The sequence below is a fragment of the Streptomyces sp. DSM 116793 genome (assembly GCF_057320905.1).
In genome coordinates this window covers 8,642,236-8,667,876 of sequence record NZ_CM170494.1, presented here as the reverse complement: position 1 = coordinate 8,667,876, position 25,641 = coordinate 8,642,236, and the positions used below count along the sequence as shown (strand labels likewise).

Here is a 25,641-nt window from a genome sequence, read left to right as displayed (position 1 = left end):
GTCAGCGCAGGTCGAGCAGGTACACCTGGTGGGTGCGGTCGCGCTGGGTGCGGCGCCCGGCGCGGTCGCCCGTGAAGACCACGGTGCCGCGGTCCAGCGCGGGCCAGGTGGAGTTGCCGCGGGTCGTCACCTGCCGCGCGGCGGACCAGCCCGACGTCGCGTCGAACGTCGCGGTGTACACCTTCCACCGCCAGTCGGCCGAGCGTGAGTCGTACCAGACCGCACGCAGCGGGCCGCCGGGGTCACGGCTCAGCCTGGCCCGCTGGCTCATCGCCGCGGGAGCGGGAGCGACCTGCTCGAACGGCGTCCAGGTGGCACCGCCGTCGGTGGAACGGCACGCGCGCAACTGGAGGTTGGCGCCGGAGCTCTGCAGCGCGCCGCTCTCCCAGATCGCGACGAACGCGCCCGCGGCGTCGACTGCCACATCCGGGTGCCGGTCGGCCCGGTCGGTGACCGCGCTGACCTGCACGGGGTCACTCCAGCCGCGGCCGGGTGCGGTGCGGACCGCGGCCAGGATCTGCCAGTTGTCCGGGTCCGTGCCGCCGCTCGCGGGCTGTCCCGGGGGCGGAGTGTGGCCCGTCCACAGGGGGTCCGGGTCGAAGCGGTCGTCCTGCCAGGTGATCACGGCGTGCCCGCGGTCGCCGACGGCGATCGAGGGGAAGAGGGAGGCGGGATGGCGCGGTGACCGCGCGTCGTCCGGTGTGCCGGCGCTGACCGTCTTGCCCGCCGCGGAGATGTTGACCGGGGCCTTGTCGACGCCGACGATCTGCGCGAAGACGTCGAACGCGCCGGAGCTGTTGTCCGACCAGGCCACGAGCGGGTGCGTGTCGTCGATCAGGGCCAGCGCCGGGTGGATGGAGCGGCCGTCGCCGCCGCCGAGTCGCCGGGGAGGCCGGAAGGACGCGCCGCCGTCGGTGCTCTGCCGCAGGAGGATCACCGGGCGGTGCGGCTGCTCCCGGCCCAGCTCGTCCTGCCAGACGACCCAGACGTTCCGGCCGGCGGCGATGATCCGGGGGAAGCGGGCGGTGGCGGAGTCGCCGGACAGGGTGAGGGTCCGGGTGAGCCGGCCCTTGGCGTCCAGCCGCCGGTAGACGATCCTCGTCGCGCCGTCCTGGTGGTCCTCCGCGACGACATGGGTGGCGTCGCCGGCCACGGCGACGTCGGGGAACCCGGTGAACCGGCCCTGCTCACCGGCCACGGACCGCGCAGCGTCGGGCCGGGTGTCGGCGGGCGGCAGGGCGATCTCTGGCCGCGGGGCGGCGGGCGCGCCGACGGAGAGGAAGACCGGTGACGTGGCGCCGCGCAGCTGGGTGGGGCGGGTGGGGTCCGCGTCCGCGCCTGAGGCGCTGCCGGGCGAGCGTGCCTCAACCCGGTACCAGGTGTGGTCCGTGCCGGGCGTGGGCAGCGGCAGCTCGTAGGTCTCGACCTGCTTCGCCGGTGTGAAGGTGGCGACGGGCCCGGCCGAGCGGCCGGGCGCGGCGTACACCTGGACGGTCGTGCCCACGCCGCCCACCACCGTCACCCGCAGGGCGGCGCGCTTCGGCAGGCGGCGCGCGGCCAGGACGATCTCGTCGCCGCCGAGGGCCTCGAACACGCCGTCGCCGTCGGCGTCGGCCTCGATGGTGAGGAACGGTCCGCGGACGTTCTGCGCGACCGTGGTGCGGCCGCTCTGGAAGCCGTCGAGGATGGCCCGTACGGAACGTGCGGAGGCGAAGACGTGCGTGGTCGGCTCGCCGGGCCCGGCGATGTCCCAGTACTCGCGGAAGTGGCAGTCGCTGGCCGCGGCCACACCGAAGCGGAAGCCTGCGTTCCAGCGGTTCTCGGCGTAGTCGAGCTGGGCGTCCGGATCGGTGGACACGTTCAGCACCTCCACCAGGTCCGCGCCCTGGACGCTGGCGTTGTCGTTGACGCCGTCGGCCGGCGTGTACTCGCCGTCGTCCGGGTGCGCCTGCGAGAAGACCGCGTCCTGGGCGTGCACGTCCCAGACGGACTGCTGGACGTGCCGGAAGGCCGCGGAGCCCTCGGGGTTGGCACCGTCGACGACCACGTCCACGGTGCCGAGGAGCACGGCGTGGGGTGAGCCGTTGGCCTCCTCACCGGGGATGAGCAAGAGTTTCGAGGACGTCCACTGGGGATCCCAGTGCTGGTCGTACGTGCGGTGGTCGGTCAGCGGCATGAAGGCCAGGCCCGTCCGCTCACCCTGCGCGATCTGGTCGCCGACGGGGAGGTTGCCCGGCAGCGTCTGCTTCGAACGTCTGCCGGGGTGCGCTGCCGTCCGAGGAGTGGTCGTCGTGGACGTGCGTGTCACCGGCCAGCCACTGGCCCGACGGCGCGGTGCGCCGCGCCCCGGAGCCGTCCGCGGGGCCCTGCTCCGTCCCGCCCGGGCCGCCGCCGGCGCCGGTGGCCGCCTGCGCCTGTCCTGCGCCGGCCCCGGCGGCCGCGACGGCCGCACCGGCCGCCGCCACGAACCCCCTGCGCGTCAGCTCTCCGCGGGCCGCCGCTCTCTGTGGATCGGACGCTCTCTCCGGATCGGACGCTCTCCTGGATGTCCCCATCAGGGCCTGCCTTTCGTGTACCGCTCCGCACCAAAGCGGTGCGAACCGGCGGAGAGGCTAAAAACTGCCCTGTCCTGTGGCGTGAACCCATTGGGAAGGGACCGTGCAGGGTGGGCGAACAGCAGGGGCTGCCTCGGTGCGGGGCCGCGCCACCGAGGCGGTGACGCGGCCCCGTCACCGGCGCGAGTACCGGCGGGGGTGGGGGCCGGGCTCAGGCCCAGGGTTGGGCGATGGCCCAGCTGGTGTCGTCGTTCCAGGACGTGGTGCTGTCCCAGGTGTGGGATCCGCCGTTGCCGGCGATGTAGACGGTGTAGCTGTAGTGGCGCAGGTAGTCGTCGGGATAGTTCACGGCCTGGAATGAGAGGCCCTGGCCGTTGTGGCCCGGCTGCGGGCAGAAGGTGGCGTCCTGGGCGAACTGGGAGCTGCCGTCGTTGGGATCCAGGTGCAACTGGAAGTTGTTGTGCCGCAGGTACTGGCCCGACTTGTTCGCGGACTCGAAGGAGACGCAGGAGCCGTTGGACAGGCCCGCGCGGACGATCCAGGTGGCGTCGGCCTTGTCGGTGGCCGGGCTGGACGAGGAGATCGCCGAGATCACCACGTTGCTGTCGGCATCGTCGTGCCGGACGTAGTCGTTGGTGCAGCACGAGGTCGTCGCCCGCAGCGAGATCCTCGACCCGGGCGCCGGTGAACCGGTTCCCGACGACGACGTCCCGTAGCCGACCGACGTGATGTTGGCCTGCACCGCGTTCTCGGTGGCGTCCGACGGATAGCCGGAGGTCATCACGCCCTCGTAGAAGGTGCCGGCGGAGCCGTGGCTGTTGTCGCCGCCGATGCCGAGGATGATGGCCCCTTCCTTCTTCATCGGGTTGTAGCCGGCGACGTTGGGGCGGGGCCCGTTGTAGTAGGTCGACAGGCCGCCCGACTGCGCGTTGCCCGCCCGGATGGACCAGTGGTTCGGCTCACCCTTGACGATGGCCGTCAGGAAGCGGTGGTTGACGGTCGGATCGCCCGCGTTGTAGCCGGCGTTCACCCCGGAGAACAGGCCGTTCTCGAGGTCGGCCATGACCCAGGGGCCGTTGCCGGTGCCGTAGCCCCAGACCTTGATGTTGCCGAAGTAGATGGCCTCCATGGTGCCGTTGCCGTTGTCCCGGCTGTTGGTCTCGGCGTTGCCGTAGTCGAAGCAGCAGCCGCCGTTGTAGTGCGAGCCGTCGAAGATCGCGTACATCCCCTCCGGCTGGTCGCCGGTCGCGACGCCCGAGGTGCTGTTGTCGCGGTAACCGGTGCCGGGCGCCACGAAGACGCCATAGGCCTTGTGGCCGCCGACCGTGACCGGCGCCGCGGTCGCGTCCGCGAGGTTGTCGTATCCGCCCGGAGCCGGGCCGGAGAAACCGCCGGGCGGCGCCTGGGTGAGCTTGTTGCCCCGGCCGGACTGGTCGTAGATGACGGTGATGAGACAGGTCGTGCCGGAGCAGAACGAGTCCTGCGCCGCGGCGTTGGCGTATCCGCCCGCGCTCAGCACGCCGATGTCCCGGGTGGCGTTGTCCGAGGCGCGTCTGACCTGGTAGAGCGGGCCGTTGTAGCCGGCGTACAGCGCCCGCGTGGTGCTGTGCGCGGCGACACAGGGCGTGCCGCCCGCGGCATAGATGTCGCAGGGCAGCGACGCCGCGGCGAGCGCGCCGCCACCGGCGCCCGCCCGGTGCGCCCCGGTGGGCGAGGCCGCCGCGGGCCCGTTGGCGGCCGCCTGACCGCCGAACACGGCCGCGGCCATGGCGAGCACGAGCACGAGTACGGCAAGCGGTCTGGCCCGCCGGACACCGGTCGATGGTAAGGACATGCGGGTCTCCTTGAGAGGTGAGCGATGGGGGCCACGGCCGGCGAAGAGGAGTTGCCGTACCGAGGTCCCACCTCGACAGGCAGGGACTGCCATGAACATGACATACCTGGTGCGTTCCGAACCTCGGCGGCTTCCGGGGGCAGCCAGCGGCCCGCCGCGTACCCGGCGTGCAGCTACGGAGTCCGCGAGGAGGACACCGATCAAGGCCGATATTTCGAACAATGGTCGAACTCTCGGACAACCACTGATGATAGAGGGGGGCCGAAGGGTGTCAACACCTCGCGCGCGCCGGACGCGGCGGCCGGAGAACGCGCGTACGCACGGGTGCCCCCGGTCAGGACGGGCGGCCGCCCGAGCCCACGGCGGTCACCGCCGCGTCGATGCGGTCCGCCAAGGCCATGTCCAGCATGGTGACGGCGTCCACCGAGCGGGTGCGCAGGGTGAAGGTGATGCCGTCCCCGGCCCGCTCGTGATCGACGTGGTGGTTCAGCTCTCGCGCGTCCTTGGTGATCTGGTTCATCAGGGGCGGCATGCGGTCGGCGGGCAGCACCACGGTCCGGGTCATGCGGTGGGCGTCCCCGCTCCACTCGGGGCGCCGGCGCAACTCTGTGCCGAGTTCCTGCGGGGTGAGCGGGCTGGGGGACACGACGGCCGAGTTCCGGCGTTCCGGATAGGACTCGGGGGCGGTGAACAGTTCCTCGACGTCCTCCGGCAGGCTCTCGCGCAGTTCCCGGCCGAGGCCCGGATCCTCCGCCGCCACGGTGGAGAGCACCGTCCGGGCCAGGTGGCGGGCGCGCTCCGGCGTGGACAGAAGATTGCGGGCGATCTCCTCCTGCAGCTCGGCGACCCCGCCCTCGGCACGCGGAACGGTCACCACCGCGGCGTCCCGCTCGGGGCCAGGCAGGGCCTGCCGCAGCCGCCGGCGCCGGGGCATCTCCAAGCGGCGGGCGAGCGCCGCCAGTGTGACGTTGACGACCCGTACCGCCTCGCCCGTGGTGGCAAGCCGCGCCTGGGACGCAACGTCCTCCACCAAGCGCTCATGAGTGATCATCGCTGCCTCCAAGCGGATCCGCCATGACCCGGTCGGGTGCCCGTGACCTGATCGGGTGCCCGCGGGAAACGCGCCCCAAACGGCCGGGCCGCCCGGCCACCGGGACCCTCCGCCCTCTCCCGAGGTCCCTCGTTTCCACCCGGGCCGAGGGAGCACTCGGCGGGCATGCGCAATATCTCCATCTCCGAGTCCGAGCTCGACGCTCTCTGGCAGGAGTTCCACCGCGTCGTGAACATGACGTCCGTGGAGCTCAGCGAATGGTTGCGGGTGGCATCGGCGCACGAGCGGTCCGAGGAGCTGCCGGAGGATTCCGGGTCGATGACCGGCCGGCATGTGCTGGCGATCCTCCAGAAGCGCCGCAAGGACCTCACGGACGACGATGTGCGAATCATGCGGAAGGTGGTGAACACGGTCGAGAATCAGCGCCGCAGTGATCTGGCCACCACCGCGGGTGACAGCGGCTGGCGGCACCGGCTCATGACCCTGGGGCACGACCCGCTGAAGCCGGCGTGAGCCGGCCGGCGCGTACGGCGGGGAGAACCGCGGACGGGCTGAGCGCGCGGGCGTCCGGCCCGTCATATGCCGGTGAGTGACCGGATGTGCCGGTGAGTGACCGCCTGGTCGGGCGCCGACGGCCGGCGCGCGCCGGCCGTCGCCGGTCGTCGCCGGCCGTCGGCGGCCGTGGGGGCACCGGGCCGTGGCCGGGCCCGCACGTGTTCAGTACTGACCGGTCGCGGAGTGCTGCGCGGCCAGCCGGATGGGGGCGTTGACCGCTCCATAGCCCCGGTAGCCCGCGTCGCGCTGGACCAGTTCGAAGAACAGCCGGCCGGTGGTCGCCGTGTAGCAGTGCCGGAAGGCGCCGTGTTCGTCCTGGTCGTAGAGGATGCCCAGCTCACGGTAGACGTCCAGGACGTCATCGGGGAGCTCGAAGCGGGCCGCGAGGTCGTCGTAGTAGTTGCGGGGAATGGCGAGGAGCCGGCCGCCGGCCGCCCGGAAGGCGCGGGCCGCGGCGACGACGTCCTCCGTGGCCAGCGCGATGTGCTGGGTGCGGGGCCGGTCGTCGGTGGGGGCCGGGCCGATGCTCAGCGCGATACGGACGCGGCCGGCGGTGTCGGCGACGGCCCGGCTGCGCAGCAGGCCGTGCGGCTCCGCCACTTCGACGCTCTCCTGGGGGCTGAGACCGAGGACGGTGCGGTGGAAGAGTGCGGCCTCGTCGAACTGGTGCCAGGGCTGCGTCAGGGCCAGGTGGTCGATGCCCAGCACGGTCGCGGGACGGCCGGGGCGGTGACCCGTCGCCGTGAAGTCCGCCAGCCAGTCGGGCAGCCCGGGGCGGGCGGTGGCGCAGAAGAACAGCTCGGTGCCGTCCGGGGCGGCGACGGCGTCGAGCGGGGTGTCGTCGGCGTCGCGACGGCGGGGCAGCACGGGGGCGAGGAGGGCCTCCGCGCGCTTGGCCGCGGCGGCCGGATCGGACGATTCGAGGCCCACGGCCGCCAGCCGCGTCCCCGCGCGCCGGCTGGCCGGCCCGGTGTTGAGGAGGATCCGGGCGCCGCCGTGCTCCCACAGGGAGACGGGCTTGGTGCGGTGCGCGCCGGTGCGGGTGAAGCCGAGGGCGGTGAGCTGGGCGGCGGGGAGTTCGGGGTCGGGGGTGGTGAGTTCGGCGAACGCGATGCCGGTGGGGGGTGCGGGCGCCGGCAGGACGGCGGCGCCCACGGCCTCCTGCAGAGCGAGCAGGGAGCGGTGGGCGTCGACCGCGGTGGGGCCGGGGTCCGCCTGCCTGAAGACGTCGTTGAAGACCTCCAGGGACAGCGGGCCCCGGTAGCCGGCGGCCAGCACGTGGCGTAGCAGCGCGGGCAGATCGAAGCCGCCCTGGCCGGGGAAGCAGCGGTAGTGGCGGCTCCACTGCAGGACGTCCATGGCCATGATCGGGGCGTCGGCGAGCTGGAGGAAGAAGATCTTCTCGCCGGGGATCGCCTCGATGGCCCCCGGATCGCTGCCCCGGGCCAGGATGTGGAAGCTGTCCAGGCAGACGCCCAGTGACGGGTGGTCCGCGGCCTCGACGATGCGCCATGCGTGGTCGTAGGTACTGACGTGCCGCCCCCAGGAGAGGGCCTCGTAGGCGACCTTGATGCCGTGATCGGCGGCGAGTTCCGCGAGCCGGTACAGGTGCTCGGCGGCCAGGGCGTCGTCGTCCACCGCGTGGCGGGCCAGAGTGGAGCAGACCAGGACCGTGTCGGCGCCGAGCCGCTGCATGGTGCGGAACTTGTGCCGGGCGCGCCGCAGGTTGCGCGCGAAGTCCGCCTCGGGCACCGCCTCGATGTCGCGCATCGGCTGGTAGAGGTCGACGCCCAGGCCGAGGTCGGCGCAGCGGGCACGGATCTCCTCGGGGGTGAGCGGGCTGGCCAGCAGGTCGTTCTCGAAGATCTCCACACCGTCGAAGCCCGCCCGGGAGGCGGCGGTGAGCTTCTCGGTCAGGGAGCCGCTCAGGCTGACGGTGGCGATGGCGGTGCGCACGGGGCGCTCCTTCCCGGTGATGGCTGATCAGGTGCGGGCGCGCGGCGCCCCGGTGAGGTCGGCGAGGTCGGCGAGCATCCGGGCGCGGTCCGGTGCCAGGCCGGTGAAGAGCCGGAACGCGTCCGCCGCCTGATGGACGGCCATGCCGCCGCCGTCCAGGACACGGCAGCCCCGGGCGCGGGCGGCCCGCAGCAGCTCGGTGTCGAGCGGGCGGTACACGATGTCGGCGACCCACAGGCCGGGGTGCAGGAGGTCGGCGGGGAGCGGGACGCCGGGGTGGGCGGCCATCCCGGTGGGCGTGGCATGGACCAGCCCGTCGGCGCGGGCCAGCTCGGCGGCGAGGTCCCGGGGTGGGCGGCTGCGGACGCGGTCGGTGCCGAAGTGCCCGTTCAGCGCCCCGGCCAGGGCGTGGGCCCGCTCGGGCACGGTGTCCACGAGGGTGAGGTGCCGCGCCCCGAGGCCGAGCAGCGCGTGCGCGACGGCCGCGCCCGCGCCGCCCGCGCCGAGCTGGACGACGCGGTCGAGCGGGCCGTCCAGGCCGCGGGCGAAGGCGGCGGCGAACCCGGTGACGTCGGTGTTGTGCCCGACGGCCCGGCCGTCCGGCGTGAGGACGACGGTGTTGACCGCCTTGAGCGCGGCCGCCTGGCCGGAGAGCTCGTCCAGGTGTCCTATGACGTGCTGCTTGCAGGGGTGGGTGATGTTCAGGCCGGTGTAACCGGTGTCGCGGGCCGCCCGCAGCAGGCGCCCCACCTCGGTGGGCGGGATCCCGAGCCGGTCGATGTCGAGGAGGCGGTAGAGGTAGCGCAGACCGTGCCGGTCCGCCTCGCGCTCGTGCAGCGCGGGGCTGAGGGAGGGGCCGATCCCCGACCCGATGAGACCGACGAGGTGGGAGTCCTGGGCCACGCTGCTCTCCACTGGCTCACGAAAGCTAATGTACGAACTGGTTCGTTATCTATATCAGTCGGTGCGCTTCAGCGGAAGCCCCGATGCCGGGGGTGCCCGATGAGTGCACGGAAGCCACGAGCACACACGGAGGTCCGAGCACACGGAAGCCGCGGGCGCCGCCCGGTGCACGCCGCGGGCGCACGAGGTATCCGTGAGCCCCGTGAGCATGCGGCGAGCGCTCGCGAGGAAGCCGCAGACGCGCACCACGAAGGCGCGTGCGCCGTCCCGGCGAGCCGCGTGCGCTGTCCACGGCGGGAGCGCGGAACACGTCCGGCCGTGCGGAAGGTGCCTCTAGGATTCCGGCGGGAGGTCCGGCGGCATGCCGGCCGGACACCGTGTTCACGCTCCGCGCCACCGAGGAACCAGATGCCCACTGCCGAGAAGCCGGCCGCAGGCCGGACGCGGGACGCCGCCCGCACCCAGGCCGAGATCCTCGACGTGGCCACCGCCGAGTTCGCCCGGGCGGGCTTCACCGGTGCCCGGGTGGACGAGATCGCCGCACGCACCCGCACCACCAAGCGGATGATCTACTACTACTTCGGCAGCAAGGAGCAGCTGTTCACGGCCGTCCTGGAGCGGGCGTACGCGGTGATCCGGGGCGCCGAGCAGGACCTGGACGTGGAGCACCTCGACCCGGTGGCCGCCATACGCCGGCTCGCCGAGCTCACCTTCGACCACCACGAGGCGCACCCCGACTTCATCCGGCTGGTCAGCATCGAGAACATCCACGACGCCGAGCACATCGCCGCCTCCGAGAAACTCGGCCGGCTCAACTGGCCCGCCATCGACGTGATCGCCCGGATCCTGGCGAACGGCCGGGAGAGCGGCGTGTTCACCGCCGACGTGGACGCCGTGAACCTGCACGCGATGATCAGCTCGTTCTGCTTCTTCCGCGTCGCCAACCGGCCCACCTTCGCCGCCCTGTTCGGGCGTGACCTGCTGGCCGCCGGGGAGCGCGAGCGCTACCGCACCATGCTGGGTGACATGGTGGTCGGCTATCTGACCGGCGGCACACCACGCCGGTAGGCGGCGGCCGACGCCCGCCCCGTGCGGCGCGTCGCGACGCGTCGCGTGCAGGGGCCTTGACACCCGCGGTCCGGCGCAAGCAGCATCCGTCCCACCACTTAATTAACTATCTAGTGGGTTATTCGCGGTGCCGGCGTCCCGCTCCCCGCCCGCCGGCACCGCCAGCCGTCCTGCCCCCTCCCCCGGAGCCGAAGGAGTTCGCCGTGCCCTCCTCCGCCACGCCGCCCGCCGCACCCCACGGGCAACCGCGCAGAGCCGCGTTCGCCGCCTGGATCGGCAGTGCCCTGGAGTACTACGACTTCTTCATCTACGGCAGCGCCGCCGCGCTGGTCTTCCCGAAGGTCTTCTTCGACGAGTCCGACCCGGCGAACGCGACGCTGCTCTCGATGGCCACTTTCGGCGTCGCCTACGCGGCCCGCCCGGTCGGCGCGCTCGTCCTCGGGCACTTCGGGGACCGCATCGGCCGGAAGAAGATCATGGTCTTCACCCTGGTCCTGATGGGTCTGTCGACGTTCCTCATCGGCTGTCTGCCCACCCGCGCAGAGGTCGGCGGCCTCGCGCCCGTCCTGCTGGTGCTCTGCCGGATCCTCGGGGGCATCTCGGCGGCGGGCGAGCAGGCGAGCGCGAGTTCCATGACGCTGGAGCACGCGCCGCAGCTGCGCCGCGCCTACTTCACCAGTTTCACCCTGAACGGCACTCAGGCCGGGCAGTTGCTGGCCACCCTGGTCTTCCTGCCCGTCGCCGCCCTCGGGGACGACGCGCTGCTGTCCTGGGGCTGGCGGCTGCCGTTCCTGTTCAGCGTGGTCGTCGCCGTCGTCGGCTATGTCATCCGCCGCACCCTCGAGGAGCCCCCCGCCTTCACCCGGCAGGCCTCGGCGGAGGGCGTCGACCGGCTTCCGCTGGTGTCGCTGCTGCGCGGGCACTGGGCGGACGTCCTGCGGGTCATCGGCGGTGCGCTGGTGGCCTCGGTCAGCACCATCTTCACCGTCTGGTCGCTCTCCTTCGCCACCTCCGACGCGGTCGGCATGAACCGTACGTTCATGCTGTGGGTGGGCGCGCTCGCCAACCTGGTGGCGCTCGGGGCCATCCCGCTGTGGGCCGTGCTCTCCGACCGCATCGGCCGCAGGCCGGTGTTCCTCGTGGGCGCGGTCGGCAGCGCGGCCTTCATGTTCCTCTACCTGTGGGCGATCGCCGCCGGCTCGTACCCGCTGACGGCGCTGCTCGGCATCGTGGCCTTCGGTGTGGTCTACAGCGCGGCCAACGGCATCTGGCCCTCCTTCTACGGAGAGATGTTCCCCACGCGTGTGCGGCTGTCCGGGGTCGCCGTCGGCACCCAGATCGGCTTCGCCCTCTCCGGCTTCGCCGTCACCTTCGCCGCGCAGATCGCCGGCCCGGACGACGACTGGGTCGCCGTCGCCCTGTTCACGGCCGCGCTGTGCGTCCCGCCGGTGATCGCCGCGCTCACCGCGCGCGAGACCCATGACGTGCCCACCGACGAACTCGGCCCGCGCACCGCCGGCGCCGCGGACGGTGACCCGGTCAGGGCCGGCGCGAGGGCGGTCCCGCCCCGGTGACGCCGGACGGGGCCCCGACCAGACGAGCACCGTGCGGCCGTGCCGTCGGCCGCCGCCGCGGTCCGTCCGGGCCGGCGACGAGGGCTCCGTCCGCAAGCCCCGCACCCGCGCCCGGCCCGCCGAACCGGCTCGATAAGCCGCGGCCGCGGTCCCATGTGCCCGCACGCTTGGCGGGCATCTCCTCCATGTCCCTGCGCCAGACGGTCACCCCTGACCGGCTCCTCGGCCGGGTCACCTCCGCATGCTGGACGGTGCACGGCTCGCTGGCGCCCGCCGGGGCCGCCGCGCCGACCGCGCTGGTGGGCCGTTACGGCGTACGCGGACCGCTGCTGGGCGCGAGCACCGTGTTCCTCGCCGTGGTGGCGGTGGGCGCCTGCACGCCCGTCCGCTGGCGCAGGCCGGAGGCGGAGGTCGTCCCCGGTGCCGCCTCCTGAGCCCGCGTCGGGACTGCCGGGCATGCCCGTACGAACTGCCGGCCAGGGCTCCGGAGCCGCCGGTACGGCCCCGCGCCGGGAGTCCGGTGGACGGGACGTACCCTCGGTGCACCACACGAGGGGAGAGCCGAGTGAAGATGGTGCTGCCGGGGGGAACCGGCCAGGTGGGCGGCATTCTGCACCGGGCGCTGACCGCCGCGGGCCACGAGGTCGTGGTCCTGACCAGACGTCCGGCGCGCGAGGGCGACGTCCGGTGGGACGGCAGAACGCTCGGTCCCTGGGCGGAGACGATCGACGGCAGCGACGTCGTGATCAATCTGGCCGGCCGCAGCGTCAGCTGCCGCTACACCGATGAGAACCTCCGCGCCATGATGGAGTCGCGCGTGGACTCCGCGCGGGTCGTGGGCGAGGCGATCGCGGCTGCCCGGCGGCCGCCCCGGGTCTGGCTCCAGATGAGCACCGCCACGATCTACGCCCACCGTTTCGACGCGCCCAACGACGAGGCGGCCGGGGTGATAGGCGGCGGCGAACCCGGTGTCCCCGGTTACTGGGCCTTCAGCGTGGAGATCGCGAGGAACTGGGAGCGGGAGCAGGAGCGGGCCGCGACGCCGGGCACCCGCAAGGTGGCCCTGCGCTCGGCGATGGTGATGAGCCCCGATCGCGGTGGCGTCTTCGACTACCTGCTGTGGCTGACACGGCTCGGCCTCGGCGGGCCGGTCGCGGGCGGCGCGCAGTACGTGTCCTGGATCCACGACCGTGATGTCGTCCGCGCGGTGGAGTTCCTGATCGACCGGGACGACATCACCGGCCCGGTCAATCTGGCGGCCCCCGCTCCCCTCCCGCAGCGGGCGTTCATGCGCGCGCTGCGCAGGGCCTGGGGCGTCCCGGTGGGGCTGCCGGCGACGAAGTGGATGGCCGGCATCGGAGCGTTCGTGCTGCGCTCCGACACCGAGCTCCTCCTCAAGAGCCGCCGGGTCGTGCCGGGCCGGCTGCTCGAAGCCGGATTCACGTTCGACCACGGTGAGTGGCCGGGGGCCGCGGCCGACCTCGTGCGGCGGGTGCGTCAGGAGCGGGCCCGTACCTGATCGTCCCCGGACACGCGAGTCCCGTGTCGGTGGGCCGCCGCCCGCCGCGGCGGCGGCTCACGGCGTCAGCGCGGTGCCCGCGTACAGCGGCGTCGGCTCGTCCACCGGCGCGGGTTCCTCCTTGTACCACTCGACGGCGCGGACCACCCCGGGGTCCACCAACGTGAGACCGTCGAAGAACCGTGCCACCTCCGCGCGCGTGCGCGGCACCAGAGTGATGCCGCCCGACTGGTACACGCTCGTGACGTCGGCCTCCAGCTCGCCGTGGAAGTCCGCGGTGCCGTGGGAGAGGACCAGCGCGCTGCCGCTCGGCAGGGCACTCACCAAGGTCCGGGCCACACCGTAGGGATCGTCCGAGTCCGGGATGAAGTGCATCAGGGCGACGAGGAACAGGGCGATGGGCCTGTCGAAGTCGAGGAGGCGGCGGGCCTCGGCGAGGATGGTCTCCGGTTCGCGCACGTCGGCCTGGACGTAGTCCGTGGCGCCCTCGGGCGTGCTGACCAGCAAGGCTTCCGCGTGGCGCAGGACGATCGGGTCGTTGTCGGTGTAGACGACGCGGGCCGTCGGGTCGATCCGCTGCACGATCTGGTGGAGGTTCGGCTCGGTCGGGATGCCCGTGCCGACGTCCAGGAACTGGTCGATGCCCTCACGCGCCGCCCAGGCCGCCGCCCGGTGCATGAAGGCCCGGTTCTGTCGGGCGCTGTCCCTGGCTATCTGCGGGAGGCGCAGCCCCACCTCCTCGTCGACCGGGTAATTGTCCTTGCCGCCCAGCAGCCAGTCGTAGACACGAGCCGGATGCGCTCTGGAGGTGTCCACCAGGCCTCTGCCTCTACCGGATGTCATGTACGGCTCCGATCTTGGTCCGAGTTCCCACGCGCACAGCCCTGGACGGCGGTACGCGGCACTCACATGATCGCACCCGGCCGTTCCCGGCCGCGGCGAGGCTGCCGACGGCCTGCCCGCTCCGCGGGCCGTGGACGCGCCGGCCGGCACCGGACACGGTGCCGGCCACGACCACGGCCACGACCACGGCCACGGCCACGACCACGACCACGGAACGAGCCCTCCGGCTCAGCTTCTCCGGCCGGCCCGCCGGGAAAGCCCACGGGTCAGGCACTCCGTGAGGCGCGCTGCGATGCTCCCGTCCGGATCGAGGCGGGGGTTGAAAATCGTGACGTCGAGCCCCAGGGCTCGTTCGTCGGCCAACGCCACTCCGAGCACGTTTTCCAGTTCGAGCCAGGTCAGTCCGCCGGGCAGCCGGTAGTCGACCGCCGGCATGACCGCATCGTCCAGGACATCGACGTCGAGATGGACCCAGAATCCGGCACCGACGGCGGTGAGCCGGCCGACCGCCTCGCGTGCCGCCGCGGCGGCTCCGGCTGCCCGCACGCCGGCGAGGTCGATCGCGTGCAGCCCGGATGGCAGCGGCTGCATCCCGTCGGCGGCGGACTCCGCGGCGTCACGGAAGGCGAAGGCGACGACGTCCTCGTCGCGCAACAGGGGTCCACGGCCTTCGAGGTCGCTCAGCGGGCGAGGGCCGCGGCCCGTGGCCAGGGCGAGTTCCATCGAGGCCGCCTCACCGGTGGGCTCGGCCGACGGCTGATAGAAGTCGGTGTGGCCGTCGATGAACAGCAACCCATGGCGTCCGCGGCGCCGCAGGGCGAGGAGGTTGCCGAGCAGGATGCTGCAATCACCGCCGAGGACCACGGGAAACCCGCCACCGTCGAGGACACCGCCGACCGCCTCTGCCAGCCTGACGGAGTACTCCGCGATGCCGTCCGGGTTGAGGATTCCGGTCTCGTCGTCCCGCCTCGGGTCGTATTCCGGCGCTTCGACGCGGTCGGCCCACTCCGCCCCGAGACCGGCCAGCAGACCGGCGTCGAGCAGCGCCGCCGGCAGGTCCTGGACCCCGGAGGGCCGCAGCCCCAGCACCGACGGCGCTTCGATGACCACACATTGCCGCATGCGCGAATCCCTTTTACGCCGCGAGACGCCGCCGCACCGGAAGCAGGGGGGCCGCCGGCCGTGCTCAGCTCCTCGACTGAGAAGACGCCGATGCCGCCTTCTCTATCACGGGCGGGACCCGCCCATGGGTACGACACCGGCACACCGTGCCTCGCACACGCGTGAGGGTCCGTGGCGCCTGCCGGCCCGGCTTCTGGCCGGGTGCGGCCGGGCCGGTGCGGCGCCGACTGCCTCCCCGCCGACCGGAGTCACGGCCGTGGCTTGCGGCAACCACAGCCGCCGCACGTCAAAAAAGCATGAGTGCTCCCATGGTGGGGTGTCCTCTGGCGGCCCGCACCGAGCGGGCCTTCCGCCTGCCGACGGAGCCGAATGGGAGTACGCGGCCGGCGGGGGCGACGGGCGAGCCTACCCGTGGGGCGAGGAACCGGGCCCCGACCGCGCCAACACGGTCGAGTACGGACCCCTGGCCACCACCCCGGTGGGCATGTACCCGGCCGGCCGCTCCCCGTTCGGCGCCTCCGACATGGGCGGCAACGTGGAGGAGTACGTGGCCGACGACTACCGTCCCTACCCGGGCGGCGCGGCGGTCGACGACGACCTGGGCGGGCCGGTGTCATACCGCATCGCCCGCGGCGGCAGCTTCACCCGCTTCGCGGACCTGGCCCGTTGCCGCCGCCGGCACGGCTGGTACCACAGGGGCATGTACGCGATGGGCTTCCGGCTGGCCGAGTCGTGACCCCGCGCCCGGAGAACGCCGGGCCGGGCCCCGGCCGGCCTGAGCGCGGCCGGGGCCCGGTGCACCGAGGTTTCCCTGCGGAGCACACGGCTACCCAACGCAGGAGGAGGCCGAGACCCCAGCAGACGGAGAGAAGTCCATGGCCTGTCAGCTTGATGAACAGGACACGATCGACACCTCACCACCAACTTCCGCCGCGGCCACGAGGATCGTGCTGCGACCGTTGGCGAGCAGCCTGCCCCTCGGCTGCTTCGCGCTGTACGGGGGGCTGGCCCTGTTGCTGGAGGACGGCGCTCAGCGCACGGTCCTTCCCCTGGGCCGCCGCGGCCGTGCCCGGCTGTCCCTGGAGGGCGACCTCGGCCACCAGATACACCGCACCGAGCGCGAGGCGGGCGTCCGCCGCCAGCTCTGAGACGCCCCCGTGTGGCCGCGGGACACGCCGGCCACCCCACCCACAAGGCGGCTGCGCGGGCGGCGCGTCCTGCGACGCGCCAGGTGAGGAGGCCGAGGGCGGCGGCGGGGTGGCCTCCGCCGTGTCACCACAGAACCGGAAGACGTTCGGGCGTGCGTTTGATCCACCCCGACCGCCAGCTGATCTCTTCCGCGGGGACGGCCAAGCGCAGCTGGGGCATCCGCTCCAGGACAGCCGACAGCGCGACGGACGCGTGGGTGCGCGCGAGAAAGGTGGCCGAGCAGTAGTGCCGTCCCGCGCCGAACGTCAGGTGCGCCTTCGGATTGCGCGTCAGGTCCAGCTTCTGCGGGTCGTCGAACGCGGCGGGATCGTGGTTGGCGCCTTCGACGAGGACGAGAACGAGATCACCTTTCGCGATGGCCTGCCCGCCCAGTTCGGTGTCCCTGGTGGCGATGCGCGGAAGTCCGTCACCGATGGCGAGGCTGTAGCGGAGCAGTTCCTCCACCGCCGGCTCCATCGCCTCGGGGTGCGCACGCAGCCAACCCATCTGGTCACGGTGCACCATGAGCAGCAGCAGGGACAGCAGGAGGAATGCCGAGGTGCTCAGCCCTCCCGCGACGAAGAGGTTGTTGAGCATCAGCGCGAGCTCTTCGTCGAGTTCGGCCGTCGTCCCCTTCTCCACCCGGAAGCGGGCCAGCGCGCCCAGGAGACCCGGCGCCTGCACGGCATCGTGGGCCAGCAGCCGGGCGCGGGTGCGCGCCATGCCCTTCTCCCAGGTGACCCGCGCGCCCTCGAACGAGTGCGGCACGGTCATGATGCTGATGTCGAACCCGTCCATCAGCAGGCGTCCATGGTCTTCTGAGAGGCCCAGGACCGTGGACATCACGGAGGAGGTGTAGGGCTGGGTGAAGCGCGCCCGGACGTCTACCGGTGGGCCCTCGGCCGTCAGCTCGTCGAGCAGTTCGTCGGCCCTGCGGCGAAAATCGCCGATGACCTCTTTGACCGCGTGGGGGGAGAGGGCTTGCATGACCGTCTCGCGCAGCCCCGCGTTCACCATGTCCTTCACACTGCTGCGGTTCGACGCCGGGAAGAGCGGCGCGTACTGCAGGCGCGCCCCCGGCTCGGCCAGGGCCGACATGCTGAAGGTGTCATCCTGCAACACGCGTGTGGCCAGTTCGTGAGTGGCGACCAACCACGCCGGATCACCGGTCAGCGTACGGACTCGGGCGACAGGCCTGTGCTCGCGGAGCCACGTGCACACCTCGGGGACGACATCACCGCGCCGGGAGAGGGGCCACTCCACATCCACCTCTGACACTGCTTCCGTATTCATGACAAACCTCTGCGCAATGGGGAGAAAAGGGATAATTCCTGTGGTGTGCGGACCTCGTCGCGGGCGTCGGCGGGCTTGAGGGCGGCGCGCAGGGTGCGCGGGTCGGTGCCGGCGTCCGCCTGTCCGGCGAAGGCGCAGCGGCCGAGCGGCCGATAGGGCACCGCCCGGCACCGGGGCCGACCGGCCCCGGCCCCTCACGGCGTCGAGGGAGGGTTTCTCGCCGCGCCGGTGGCCGGGTCCGGTCGGAGCGGGGACGCCGGAGTCCTCGCCCACAGGAACAGGCTTCTCTCGGGTGACGTCTGCTCGCGCGAGGGTGCTCCGGCACGGACCTCCACGCGCTCAACCTCCAGACCGGCCAGTCGGGCGTAACGGTCGACGTCCTCGCGGAGGCAACGCACAGGATGGTAGGTCCGGTCGAGGAACCGCACTTCTTCGGTGCCCTCGTACTCCGGAACGGCGAGCAGAATGGTGCCGCCCGGCACGGTGAGGGCCGCGAGCCGCCGCAGCCCCGCCACGAAAGGGCGCTCGGGCACATGGACGAGGCAGAACAGACACACAACGGCGTCGTACACCCCGAGGTCGGCGGGGACGTCGCCGAAGAGGTCGGCCAGGACGAAGCGCGCCTGCGGCACCTGGCGCCGCGCATGGGCCAGCATGACCTCGGAGACGTCGATGCCCGTGACGTCCAGGCCCTTCCCGCACAGCTGCTCCGTCGTGGGGCGGCCCGTCGCGCACCCCACGTCCAATACGCGTGAGCCTGGGGCGAGGCGGTGCGCCAGGTCTTCGACGGCCTCGATCTGGGCCTGCTTCCGGCCGGTGAAGGCGTGCTCGTACGCCATCCCGAGACCGTCGAAGATGCGCGCCACACGGGCGCCATCCGGCGAGATCGCCTGCGGCTCACTGCGGGCCATCGTCACTCCTTGCGTGCACGTGTACGCATACACCTCGCCGTATTCCCGCGTAGAGTGACGTGAATGCCGTCAACACCTCTAAAGCGTGACGCTGAGTAGCCGCCGGCGAGGTCGCACGCCCCTCACCGCGCGCCCTGCACGCCCGGCTCACCACCCCTAACGGTCGGCGGGTCCGGCGACGGCCACGATATGCGTGGGTGAGCACGTACCAGCGGTGCGCCCGGAGCGCCGACGCGCTTCCCGATTCTCGTCCGCGAGGTCGGCGCCCATGCAGGTGCCGTCCGGCCGCACGGTGGGAAGCGTGGCCGTCCGGGCCGGCTCCGCCGTGAGTGCCCGGAGCGTGGTCCGTCCGTCGAGCGGATCCGCGACCACATCGAGGTCCCACCGCCGGCCCCGATGCCGTCCACCGACACCACGGCGATACGGTCCCCGCCGGTACGGACAGGTGTACCCGCACAGCACAGCACAGCTCGGCGGTGGGCCCGACCGAGCGTTCGATAGCATGGCCGATCGTGTCGTCGAAGGGCCCCAGGATGGCCACCATCAGGGACGTCGCCCAGCGGGCGGCGGTCGCTCCGAGCACCGTCTCGTACGTGCTCAACGGGTCGCGGTCCATCTCCCAGGAGACGCGCCGCCGCGTGCAGGAGGCCGTGGAGGCACTCGGTTACCACCCGCGTGCCAGCGCGCGGACACTGCGGAGCAGCCGTACCCGGGTGATCGCCCTGGCCCTGCCCCGCAGGGCGGGGCTCCAGCACTCGGTGGACGGCAGGTTCGCCATCGAGCTGAGCGATGCGGCCAACGGCCTGGGCTTCGACCTCCTGCTGACGACCAACCGGGACAAGGCCGAGGGGCTGCGCCGGGTCGCGCTGAGCGGGCTTGCGGACGCGGCGGTGCTGATGGCCGTCGACATGGAGGACGCCCGCATCGACGTGGTGCGCGAGGTGGGCTTCCCCGCGGCGCTGATCGGCCGGCCGGCCGACGAGGACGCGCTGCCGTGGACGGACCTGGACTGGGAGGAGGCCGCGGCGCGCACCGTGCGGACCCTCTCCGCGGCAGGGCACCGTGCGCTGGTGTACCTGGCGCCGACCGAGGCGGAGGTGCGGGCGCGACGCAGCTACGCGTTGCGCGGCATCGCGGGCGCGCGCAGGGGTGCCGCGGAGACCGGGTGCGCCGTCGAGGTGGCGCACTCGCTGGACGACCCGGCGGGGCTCGCGCGCCGCCTGCGGACCCTGCTGGCCAGCGACGGTGCGGCCCGGCGCCCCGGTGGGCCGACCGCCCTGGTGGTGCAGCATCCGTCGGCACACCACCACATCCTCGCGTCGATGCCGTCGGCGACGGGCCTGCGGGTGCCGGACGACCTGACGATGGTGGTCATCGGCACGCTGCCGGAGGATCCGTCGAGCAGCGGTCTTTCGCGGATCGAACTGCCGGTCAGGACTCTCGCGGACGAGGTGACACGGCTGGCGGTGGCGGCCGCCGAGGCGCTCCGGGAGCAGCGCGGAGCCGGCGGGCCCGGCGCGCGGCCCCCGGCGGACATGGCACGGCACCTGCTCGTCGCACCCGAACTGCTCCCGGGCGCCGTGCCGCTGACGCCACCGCGCGCCTGACCGGCCCTCCGCCCCGCGACGCCGAGTCCCCCGCCAAGCGCCTCCGCCCACCCCACTGCCGCTCCCCCGCCAAGCGCTTCCGCCGACCTATTGTCGCCGCCCCAACAAGCGCCTAGCATCGCGGCGTCACCCAGTCGAATCGATTCGACAGACCTTCGACCCGGGTGCCCTCCGCGTTCTCACAGAGCCGTAGACCGAAGGAGTGCCCACGACCATGCACGTGAGTCGTCGTCGCCGCACGGCGATGGCCACCCTTTCCGCCGCCGCCCTGGCGGCGACCGCGCTGACGGGATGCGCGAGCGTCCCCGACCCCGGCACCATCACGGTGCTCAACTCCGCGACGGACACCCTGGAACACGACAAGGAACAGAAGTTCTTCGACCGGTGCGCGAGACCGCTCGGGATCAAGGTCAGGCAGACCAGCGTCCCCGCCGACCAGGTGGTGTCCAAGGCCCTGCGGATGGCCTCGTCCCACTCGCTGACCGACATCCTGGAGCTCGACGGCTCCGAGGTGCCCCAGTTCGCCGACACCGGCGGCCTCGTACCGGTGCGGAAGGCCGGCGTCGACGTCTCGGGGATGTCGAAGAGCGCCGTGACGATGGGGAGTTTCCGGGGCACGCAGTACGGCGTGGCCAGGGCGGTCAATTCACTGGCGCTGATCTACAACACCGACCTGCTGAAGCGGGCGGGCCTCCGGCCGCCGACGACCTGGGCCGAGCTGAAGGACACGGCGAAGAAGCTCACCCACGGGTCCACGTTCGGGATGGCGTTCAGCGCGACGCCGGACGCCGACGGCGTCTACCAGTTCCTGCCGTTCTTCTGGTCGACGGGCGGCGACGAGGCGCACCTCGACGACGGGAAGGGCGCACCCGCGCTCCAGCTGTGGAAGGACCTGGTGACCCGGAAGTCCGCGTCACGGGCGGTGGTCACCTGGAACCAGCAGGACGTGAACGACCAGTTCATCGCGGGACGCGCGGCCATGATGATCAACGGTCCGTGGCAGGTGCCGGTGCTGAGCCAGCACAAGGACCTGCACTGGGCCGTCGCGCCGATCCCGGTGCCCCGGGCCGGGATGCCGCCGGTGCCGCCGATCGGCGGGACGGTGATGACGATCCCGCAGACCGGCGACACGGGCAGGCAGCACACCGCGGCGAAGATCATCAACTGTCTCAACCGGCAGCGGAACCAGGTGGCGTGGGGCGAGTCGGTCAACAACGTGCCGACGGTGGCGGCGGCGGCGCGGCAGTACAAGGCGCAGAACCCGAAGCTCGCGGCCTTCGCCGACGAGGTCACGACCGCCAGGTCCCGCACCGACCGGGTCGGCTCCCGCTGGCCCGTCGTCTCCGACGCGCTGTCGGGCGCCTTCCAGTCCGTGCTGACGGGACGGGCGTCCCCGCGGGCGGCCCTCAGGCAGGCCCAGACGCGGGCCGCGGCCGGCGAGTGAGGAGAGAGCAGCCATGACCATCACCGCCGCCGGCGCCACCACCGCGGTCCCCGGATCCGCGTCCGCGCGCACCACGGGAACCAGCGGGCGCCGCGCCCACCTGCTGCGCTGGTGCTTCGTCGCGCCCGCCGTCCTGTACATGCTGGCCTTCTTCGGCTACCCGCTCGTGCGCAACATCGTCATGAGCTTCCAGCACTACACACCGAGCACGTACTTCACCGGGCAGTCGCCGTTCAACGGCTTGGACAACTGGCGGGCCGTCTTCGCGAACCCGCTCTTCACCGGCTCGCTCTGGCACACCCTGGTGTTCACCGCGGGATCGCTGCTCGGCCAGTTCGTCATCGGCCTCTCTCTCGCCGTCTTCTTCTCCCGGCGCTTCCGGCTCTCCGGCTTCGCCCGCGCGGTGCTGCTGCTGCCGTGGCTGGTGCCGATGGTCGTCACGTCCATCGTGTGGCGCAAGCTGCTCGACCAGGAGACCGGGGTGGTCAACACCCTCCTCACCGACCTGCACCTGACGTCGTCGCCGGTGCCGTGGCTGAGCAGCCCGGGCGTCGCGCTGCTCTCCGCGATCCTGGTCAACGTCTGGATCGGCATCCCGTTCAACATGGTGATCCTCTACGGCGGTCTGCAGGAGATACCGCGGGACCTGTACGAGGCGGCGGCGCTGGACGGAGCGGGCGCCTGGCGGGCGTTCCGCAGCGTGACCCTGCCGCTGCTGCGGCCCGTGGTCACCGTGGTGCTCGTCCTGGGCTTCATGTCGACCGTGAAGATCCTCGACCTGATCCTCGCGCTGACGGCGGGCGGTCCCGCCGACTCCACCCAGACGCTGGGCACCGTCACGTACCAACTGTCGTTCCAGCAGCTCGACTTCGGCCAGGGCGCCGTGGTGGGCGACATCCTGATCCTGGTGAGCGCGGTCTTCGCCGTGCTGTACCTCCGAGCCAACAGGGCCGACTTCGGCCGGGGGAAGTGAGCTGCCATGTCGTCACCCTCGACGCGGACGTCCCGTCCGGCACCCGCCCGGGCCGGCGCCCGGCGGCCCGGGCGCGGGACCCGGGGAACGCCCCGCGCCCTCAACACGGCCATCGCCGTGGCCATCCTGGTCGTCCTGCTGTTCCCGCTGTACTGGATGCTCAACATCGCGCTCCAGCCCGGTGAGAGCCTGGCCGCCGTCGACTGGTTCCCGGTGTCGCCCGGCTGGGACAACTTCCGGCGCGCGCTGAGCAGTCAGGGCGGCTCGCTGGGCACCAGCCTGATCGTCGCGCTCGGCGCTGTGGTCGTGTGCCTGGCGCTCGCGGCCCCCGCCGCGTACGGACTCGCCCAGTTCGGCCTGCGCGGCAGCCGGATCATCGTGTTCGGCACGCTCATCACGCAGATGGTGCCGGGCATCGTCATTGCCAACGCCCTCTACAGCGCGTACGTCGACCTGCACCTGGTGAACTCGCTGCTGGGGCTGATCCTCGCGGACGCGTCGCTGGGGCTGCCGTTCTCGCTGGTGCTGCTGCGCGCCTTCATGGTGTCGATCCCGCGCGAGGTGGTGGAGGCGTCGCTGGTGGACGGCGCGAACCGGTTCACCTCGTTCGTCCGGATCGTGCTGCCCATGAGCCGCAACGCCCTCATCACGTCGGGCCTGTTCACGTTCCTGTTCGCCTGGTCGGACTTCATGTTCGCACTGACGCTGAACACCACCGACGACGTCAAGCCGATCACGCTGAGCATGTACGAGTACATCGGCGCCCACGTCAGCGACTGGGGCGCGGTCATGGCCACCGCCGTGGTGTCCGCGGTCCCCGCCGCGATCCTTCTGGTGCTGGCCCAGAAGTACGTCGCCGCCGGCATCACCGGTGGCTCGGTCAAGTGAACAGTTGGGAGCACTGATGAAGTTCACCGACGGCTACTGGCTGATGCGTCCCGGGGTGAGCGCGCACCATGCGTCCTCGGTCGCCGACGCCGTCGTCGCCGAGGACCGGTTCACGCTGTACGCGCCGGTCGGCAGGGTCAGGCACCGGGGGGACACGCTCAACGCACCGCTCCTGACGGTCGAGTGCTTCTCCCCCGCCGAGGGCGTGATCGGCGTCCGCACCACCCACCACGCGGGACGGGCCCCCCGTGGCCCTCGGTTCGCCCTCGCGTCCGCCGGCGACGGCGGTCATGCGACGGCCGTCCGGGAGGGCTCCACGCTCGTGCTCCGCTCGGGCGAGCTGACGCTGACCGTCGACACCGCGGACGAGTGGCGGCTCGACTTCGGCGCCGCGGGGCGGACCCTCACCTCGCTCGGGACGCACGGCACCGGCTACGTGGAGGACGCCGAGGGCCGGCACTTCATGGTCGGCCGGCACACACTGGCCGTCGGTGAGCAGGTGTACGGCCTCGGTGAGCGGTTCACACCGTTCGTCAAGAACGGGCAGAGCGTGGACATCTGGCAGGCGGACGGGGGCACCAGCAGCGAGCAGGCCTACAAGAACGTGCCGTTCCACCTCTCCAGCCGGGGCTACGGCGTGTTCGTGAACCATCCCGGGCGGGTCTCCTACGAGGTGGGGTCCGAGGCCGTCGGGGAGGTCCAGTTCAGTGTCGAGGACCAGTCGCTGGAGTTCTACGTCGTCCACGGTCCGACGCCGAAGGAGGTGCTCGCGCGGTACACCGCGCTCACCGGGCGGCCGGCGCTCCCCCCGGACTGGTCCTTCGGCCTGTGGCTGTCGACGTCGTTCACCACCGACTACGACGAGGCGACGGTGAACCGCTTCGTCGACGGGATGACGGACGCGGGGATCCCCCTGAGCGTCTTCCATTTCGACTGCTTCTGGATGCGCGCCTACCAGTGGAGCGACTTCGTCTGGAACCCGGACGTCTTCCCCGATCCCGCCGGCATGCTGGCCCGGCTGCGGGAGCGGGGCCTGAAGGTCTGCGTGTGGATCAACCCGTACATCGCGCAGAAGTCCCGCCTGTTCGCGGAGGGGATGGCACGGGGCTACCTGCTGCGCAGGCCGGACGGCGACGTGTGGCAGTGGGACCGCTGGCAGGCCGGCATGGCGCTGGTGGACTTCACCAACCCGGAGGCCAGGACCTGGTACGCGGACCAGCTGAAGGTGCTGCTCGAGACGGGCGTGGACTGCTTCAAGACGGACTTCGGCGAGCGGGTGCCTCTCGACGTGGCCTGGCACGACGGCTCGGATCCGGAGCGCATGCACAACTACTACACGCAGTTGTACAACGAGACCGTCTTCGACCTGCTGCGCCGGGAGCGGGGTGAGGGCGAGGCGGTGGTCTTCGCCCGTTCCGCCACCGCGGGCGGGCAGCGGCTGCCGGTGCACTGGGGCGGCGACTGCGAGTCGACGTTCGAGGCGATGGCGGAGTCGCTGCGCGGCGGCCTGTCGCTCGGCCTGTCCGGCTTCGGCTTCTGGAGCCACGACATCGGAGGGTTCGAGGGGACGCCGACGCCCGCGCTGTTCACGCGCTGGGTGCAGTTCGGACTGCTCTCCTCGCACAGCAGGCTGCACGGGTCGAAGTCGTACCGGGTGCCGTGGGACTACGGCGCGGAGGCGGTCGAGGTCACCCGCGCGTTCACCCGCCTCAAGCACCGCCTGATGCCCTACCTGTACGGGACGGCCGTCCAGGCGAGGGAGCACGGTACCCCGGCCATGCGCGCCATGGTGCTGGAGTTCCCCGACGACCCGGCCTGCCGGACGCTGGACCGGCAGTACATGCTCGGCGACGACCTCCTGGTGGCGCCGGTGTTCAGCGAGGACGGCTCGGTCGAGTACTACGTTCCGGCCGGCACGTGGACCAACGTCCTCACCGGGGAGCGGATCACCGGGCCCTGCTGGCGTCAGGAGACCCACGGCTTCGACACGCTGCCGCTGCTGGCGAGGCCCGGGTCCGTCGTGCCGTTCGGCGCGGTCGACGTCCGCCCCGCGTACGACTGGGCGGACGGGGTGACCCTCAGGGTGCACTCCCCCGCCGACGGTTCGCGGGCCGTCACCACGGTCCCGTCCCGCGACGGGACACCGGCCGCGGTGTTCACCGTCCGGCGCGCGGGCGACGCGGTGACGGTCGAAACGGACAGCGACCTGCCCTGGCGGGTTCTGCTCGTGGGCGCGGCACCGACCGGCGAGGCCGTGTCCGACCCGCTGGGCGCGCTGTGGAGCTGCGCGGCGGGCACGCACCGGCTGACCGCGTCCCTGTCCTGAGCCCACCGAGGCCCCGTGCGCGGGGCCGTGC

Annotated in this window: 20 protein-coding genes and 1 pseudogene; 12 read left to right on the top strand and 9 right to left on the bottom strand. The window is 72.3% G+C overall.

The features are described from left to right. Position 1 precedes the first annotated feature (1 nt). The 3 genes from ACSMXW_RS34260 to ACSMXW_RS34250 form a co-directional block, all read right to left on the bottom strand. Entirely contained in the window at positions 2-2,308 is a 2,307-nt protein-coding gene (locus ACSMXW_RS34260; RefSeq protein WP_485802117.1) for a CehA/McbA family metallohydrolase, read from the bottom strand. A 458-nt stretch (positions 2,309-2,766) separates the two neighbouring features. Continuing rightward, positions 2,767-4,323 (bottom strand): alpha-L-arabinofuranosidase B, encoded by a 1,557-nt coding sequence (locus ACSMXW_RS34255; RefSeq protein WP_485808484.1) that lies wholly within the window; start codon positions 4,321-4,323, stop codon positions 2,767-2,769. Positions 4,324-4,723: 400 nt separating this feature from the next. Next, positions 4,724-5,440: a DUF2267 domain-containing protein gene (locus tag ACSMXW_RS34250; RefSeq protein WP_485802116.1), complete on the bottom strand. Its 717-nt coding sequence runs from the start codon at positions 5,438-5,440 to the stop codon at positions 4,724-4,726. A gap of 165 nt (positions 5,441-5,605) precedes the next feature. Here ACSMXW_RS34250 and ACSMXW_RS34245 point away from each other — a divergent pair, with 165 nt between their 5' ends. Then, the gene (locus ACSMXW_RS34245; RefSeq protein ID WP_485802114.1) at positions 5,606-5,953 is read left to right on the top strand and encodes a DUF3140 domain-containing protein; all 348 of its coding nucleotides are present in this window, start codon (positions 5,606-5,608) and stop codon (positions 5,951-5,953) included. A gap of 204 nt (positions 5,954-6,157) precedes the next feature. Here the strand turns inward: ACSMXW_RS34245 and ACSMXW_RS34240 are convergent, their stop codons facing one another. Together ACSMXW_RS34240 and ACSMXW_RS34235 are read right to left on the bottom strand one after the other, a co-directional pair. After that, positions 6,158-7,951, bottom strand: a complete 1,794-nt coding sequence (locus ACSMXW_RS34240) for a TIM barrel protein (protein ID WP_485802112.1) — start codon at positions 7,949-7,951, stop codon at positions 6,158-6,160. 27 nt (positions 7,952-7,978) lie between these two features. After that, positions 7,979-8,854 (bottom strand): shikimate dehydrogenase, encoded by an 876-nt coding sequence (locus tag ACSMXW_RS34235; protein WP_485808482.1) that lies wholly within the window; start codon positions 8,852-8,854, stop codon positions 7,979-7,981. A gap of 408 nt (positions 8,855-9,262) precedes the next feature. On the opposite strand from ACSMXW_RS34235, the gene ACSMXW_RS34230 reads away from it, so the two are divergent. The 4 genes from ACSMXW_RS34230 (at position 9,263) to ACSMXW_RS34215 (ending at position 13,015) form a co-directional block, all read left to right on the top strand. Next, the gene (locus ACSMXW_RS34230; RefSeq protein WP_485802110.1) at positions 9,263-9,922 is read left to right on the top strand and encodes a TetR/AcrR family transcriptional regulator; all 660 of its coding nucleotides are present in this window, start codon (positions 9,263-9,265) and stop codon (positions 9,920-9,922) included. A 203-nt stretch (positions 9,923-10,125) separates the two neighbouring features. Next, a complete protein-coding gene (locus ACSMXW_RS34225) occupies positions 10,126-11,496 on the top strand; it encodes an MFS transporter (protein WP_485802109.1) in 1,371 nt (456 codons plus the stop codon). A gap of 185 nt (positions 11,497-11,681) precedes the next feature. Then, positions 11,682-11,930: a hypothetical protein gene (locus ACSMXW_RS34220; RefSeq protein WP_485802107.1), complete on the top strand. Its 249-nt coding sequence runs from the start codon at positions 11,682-11,684 to the stop codon at positions 11,928-11,930. A gap of 131 nt (positions 11,931-12,061) precedes the next feature. Beyond that, the gene (locus ACSMXW_RS34215; RefSeq protein ID WP_485802105.1) at positions 12,062-13,015 is read left to right on the top strand and encodes a TIGR01777 family oxidoreductase; all 954 of its coding nucleotides are present in this window, start codon (positions 12,062-12,064) and stop codon (positions 13,013-13,015) included. Between the two features lie 57 nt (positions 13,016-13,072). On the opposite strand, the gene ACSMXW_RS34210 is transcribed toward ACSMXW_RS34215, so the two are convergent. Both ACSMXW_RS34210 and ACSMXW_RS34205 read right to left on the bottom strand, forming a co-directional pair. Beyond that, a complete protein-coding gene (locus ACSMXW_RS34210) occupies positions 13,073-13,858 on the bottom strand; it encodes an SAM-dependent methyltransferase (RefSeq protein ID WP_485802103.1) in 786 nt (261 codons plus the stop codon). A gap of 228 nt (positions 13,859-14,086) precedes the next feature. After that, a complete protein-coding gene (locus ACSMXW_RS34205) occupies positions 14,087-14,980 on the bottom strand; it encodes an arginase family protein (RefSeq protein ID WP_485802101.1) in 894 nt (297 codons plus the stop codon). 323 nt (positions 14,981-15,303) lie between these two features. On the opposite strand from ACSMXW_RS34205, the pseudogene ACSMXW_RS34200 reads away from it, so the two are divergent. Both ACSMXW_RS34200 and ACSMXW_RS34195 read left to right on the top strand, forming a co-directional pair. Next, positions 15,304-15,716 (top strand): annotated as a pseudogene (locus tag ACSMXW_RS34200) (formylglycine-generating enzyme family protein); the annotation flags it as partial. 139 nt (positions 15,717-15,855) lie between these two features. Beyond that, positions 15,856-16,128 (top strand): hypothetical protein, encoded by a 273-nt coding sequence (locus ACSMXW_RS34195; RefSeq protein ID WP_485802100.1) that lies wholly within the window; start codon positions 15,856-15,858, stop codon positions 16,126-16,128. Positions 16,129-16,252: 124 nt separating this feature from the next. On the opposite strand, the gene ACSMXW_RS34190 is transcribed toward ACSMXW_RS34195, so the two are convergent. After that, positions 16,253-17,290, bottom strand: a complete 1,038-nt coding sequence (locus ACSMXW_RS34190) for a cytochrome P450 (RefSeq protein ID WP_485802098.1) — start codon at positions 17,288-17,290, stop codon at positions 16,253-16,255. A gap of 365 nt (positions 17,291-17,655) precedes the next feature. Beyond that, positions 17,656-18,372 (bottom strand): class I SAM-dependent methyltransferase, encoded by a 717-nt coding sequence (locus ACSMXW_RS34185; RefSeq protein WP_485802096.1) that lies wholly within the window; start codon positions 18,370-18,372, stop codon positions 17,656-17,658. 512 nt (positions 18,373-18,884) lie between these two features. On the opposite strand from ACSMXW_RS34185, the gene ACSMXW_RS34180 reads away from it, so the two are divergent. From ACSMXW_RS34180 to yicI, 5 genes are all read left to right on the top strand, one after another. Further along, the gene (locus ACSMXW_RS34180; RefSeq protein WP_485802095.1) at positions 18,885-19,979 is read left to right on the top strand and encodes a LacI family DNA-binding transcriptional regulator; all 1,095 of its coding nucleotides are present in this window, start codon (positions 18,885-18,887) and stop codon (positions 19,977-19,979) included. Between the two features lie 214 nt (positions 19,980-20,193). Beyond that, positions 20,194-21,423, top strand: coding sequence for an extracellular solute-binding protein (locus ACSMXW_RS34175; RefSeq protein ID WP_485802093.1), 1,230 nt, complete (start codon positions 20,194-20,196; stop codon positions 21,421-21,423). A 13-nt stretch (positions 21,424-21,436) separates the two neighbouring features. Further along, the gene (locus tag ACSMXW_RS34170) at positions 21,437-22,396 is read left to right on the top strand and encodes a carbohydrate ABC transporter permease (protein ID WP_485802091.1); all 960 of its coding nucleotides are present in this window, start codon (positions 21,437-21,439) and stop codon (positions 22,394-22,396) included. 6 nt (positions 22,397-22,402) lie between these two features. Continuing rightward, positions 22,403-23,284, top strand: coding sequence for a carbohydrate ABC transporter permease (locus ACSMXW_RS34165; protein ID WP_485802089.1), 882 nt, complete (start codon positions 22,403-22,405; stop codon positions 23,282-23,284). A gap of 16 nt (positions 23,285-23,300) precedes the next feature. Continuing rightward, on the top strand, positions 23,301-25,610 hold the full coding sequence (gene yicI / locus ACSMXW_RS34160) for an alpha-xylosidase (RefSeq protein WP_485802087.1): 2,310 nt from the start codon (positions 23,301-23,303) through the stop codon (positions 25,608-25,610). Positions 25,611-25,641: the final 31 nt, after the last annotated feature.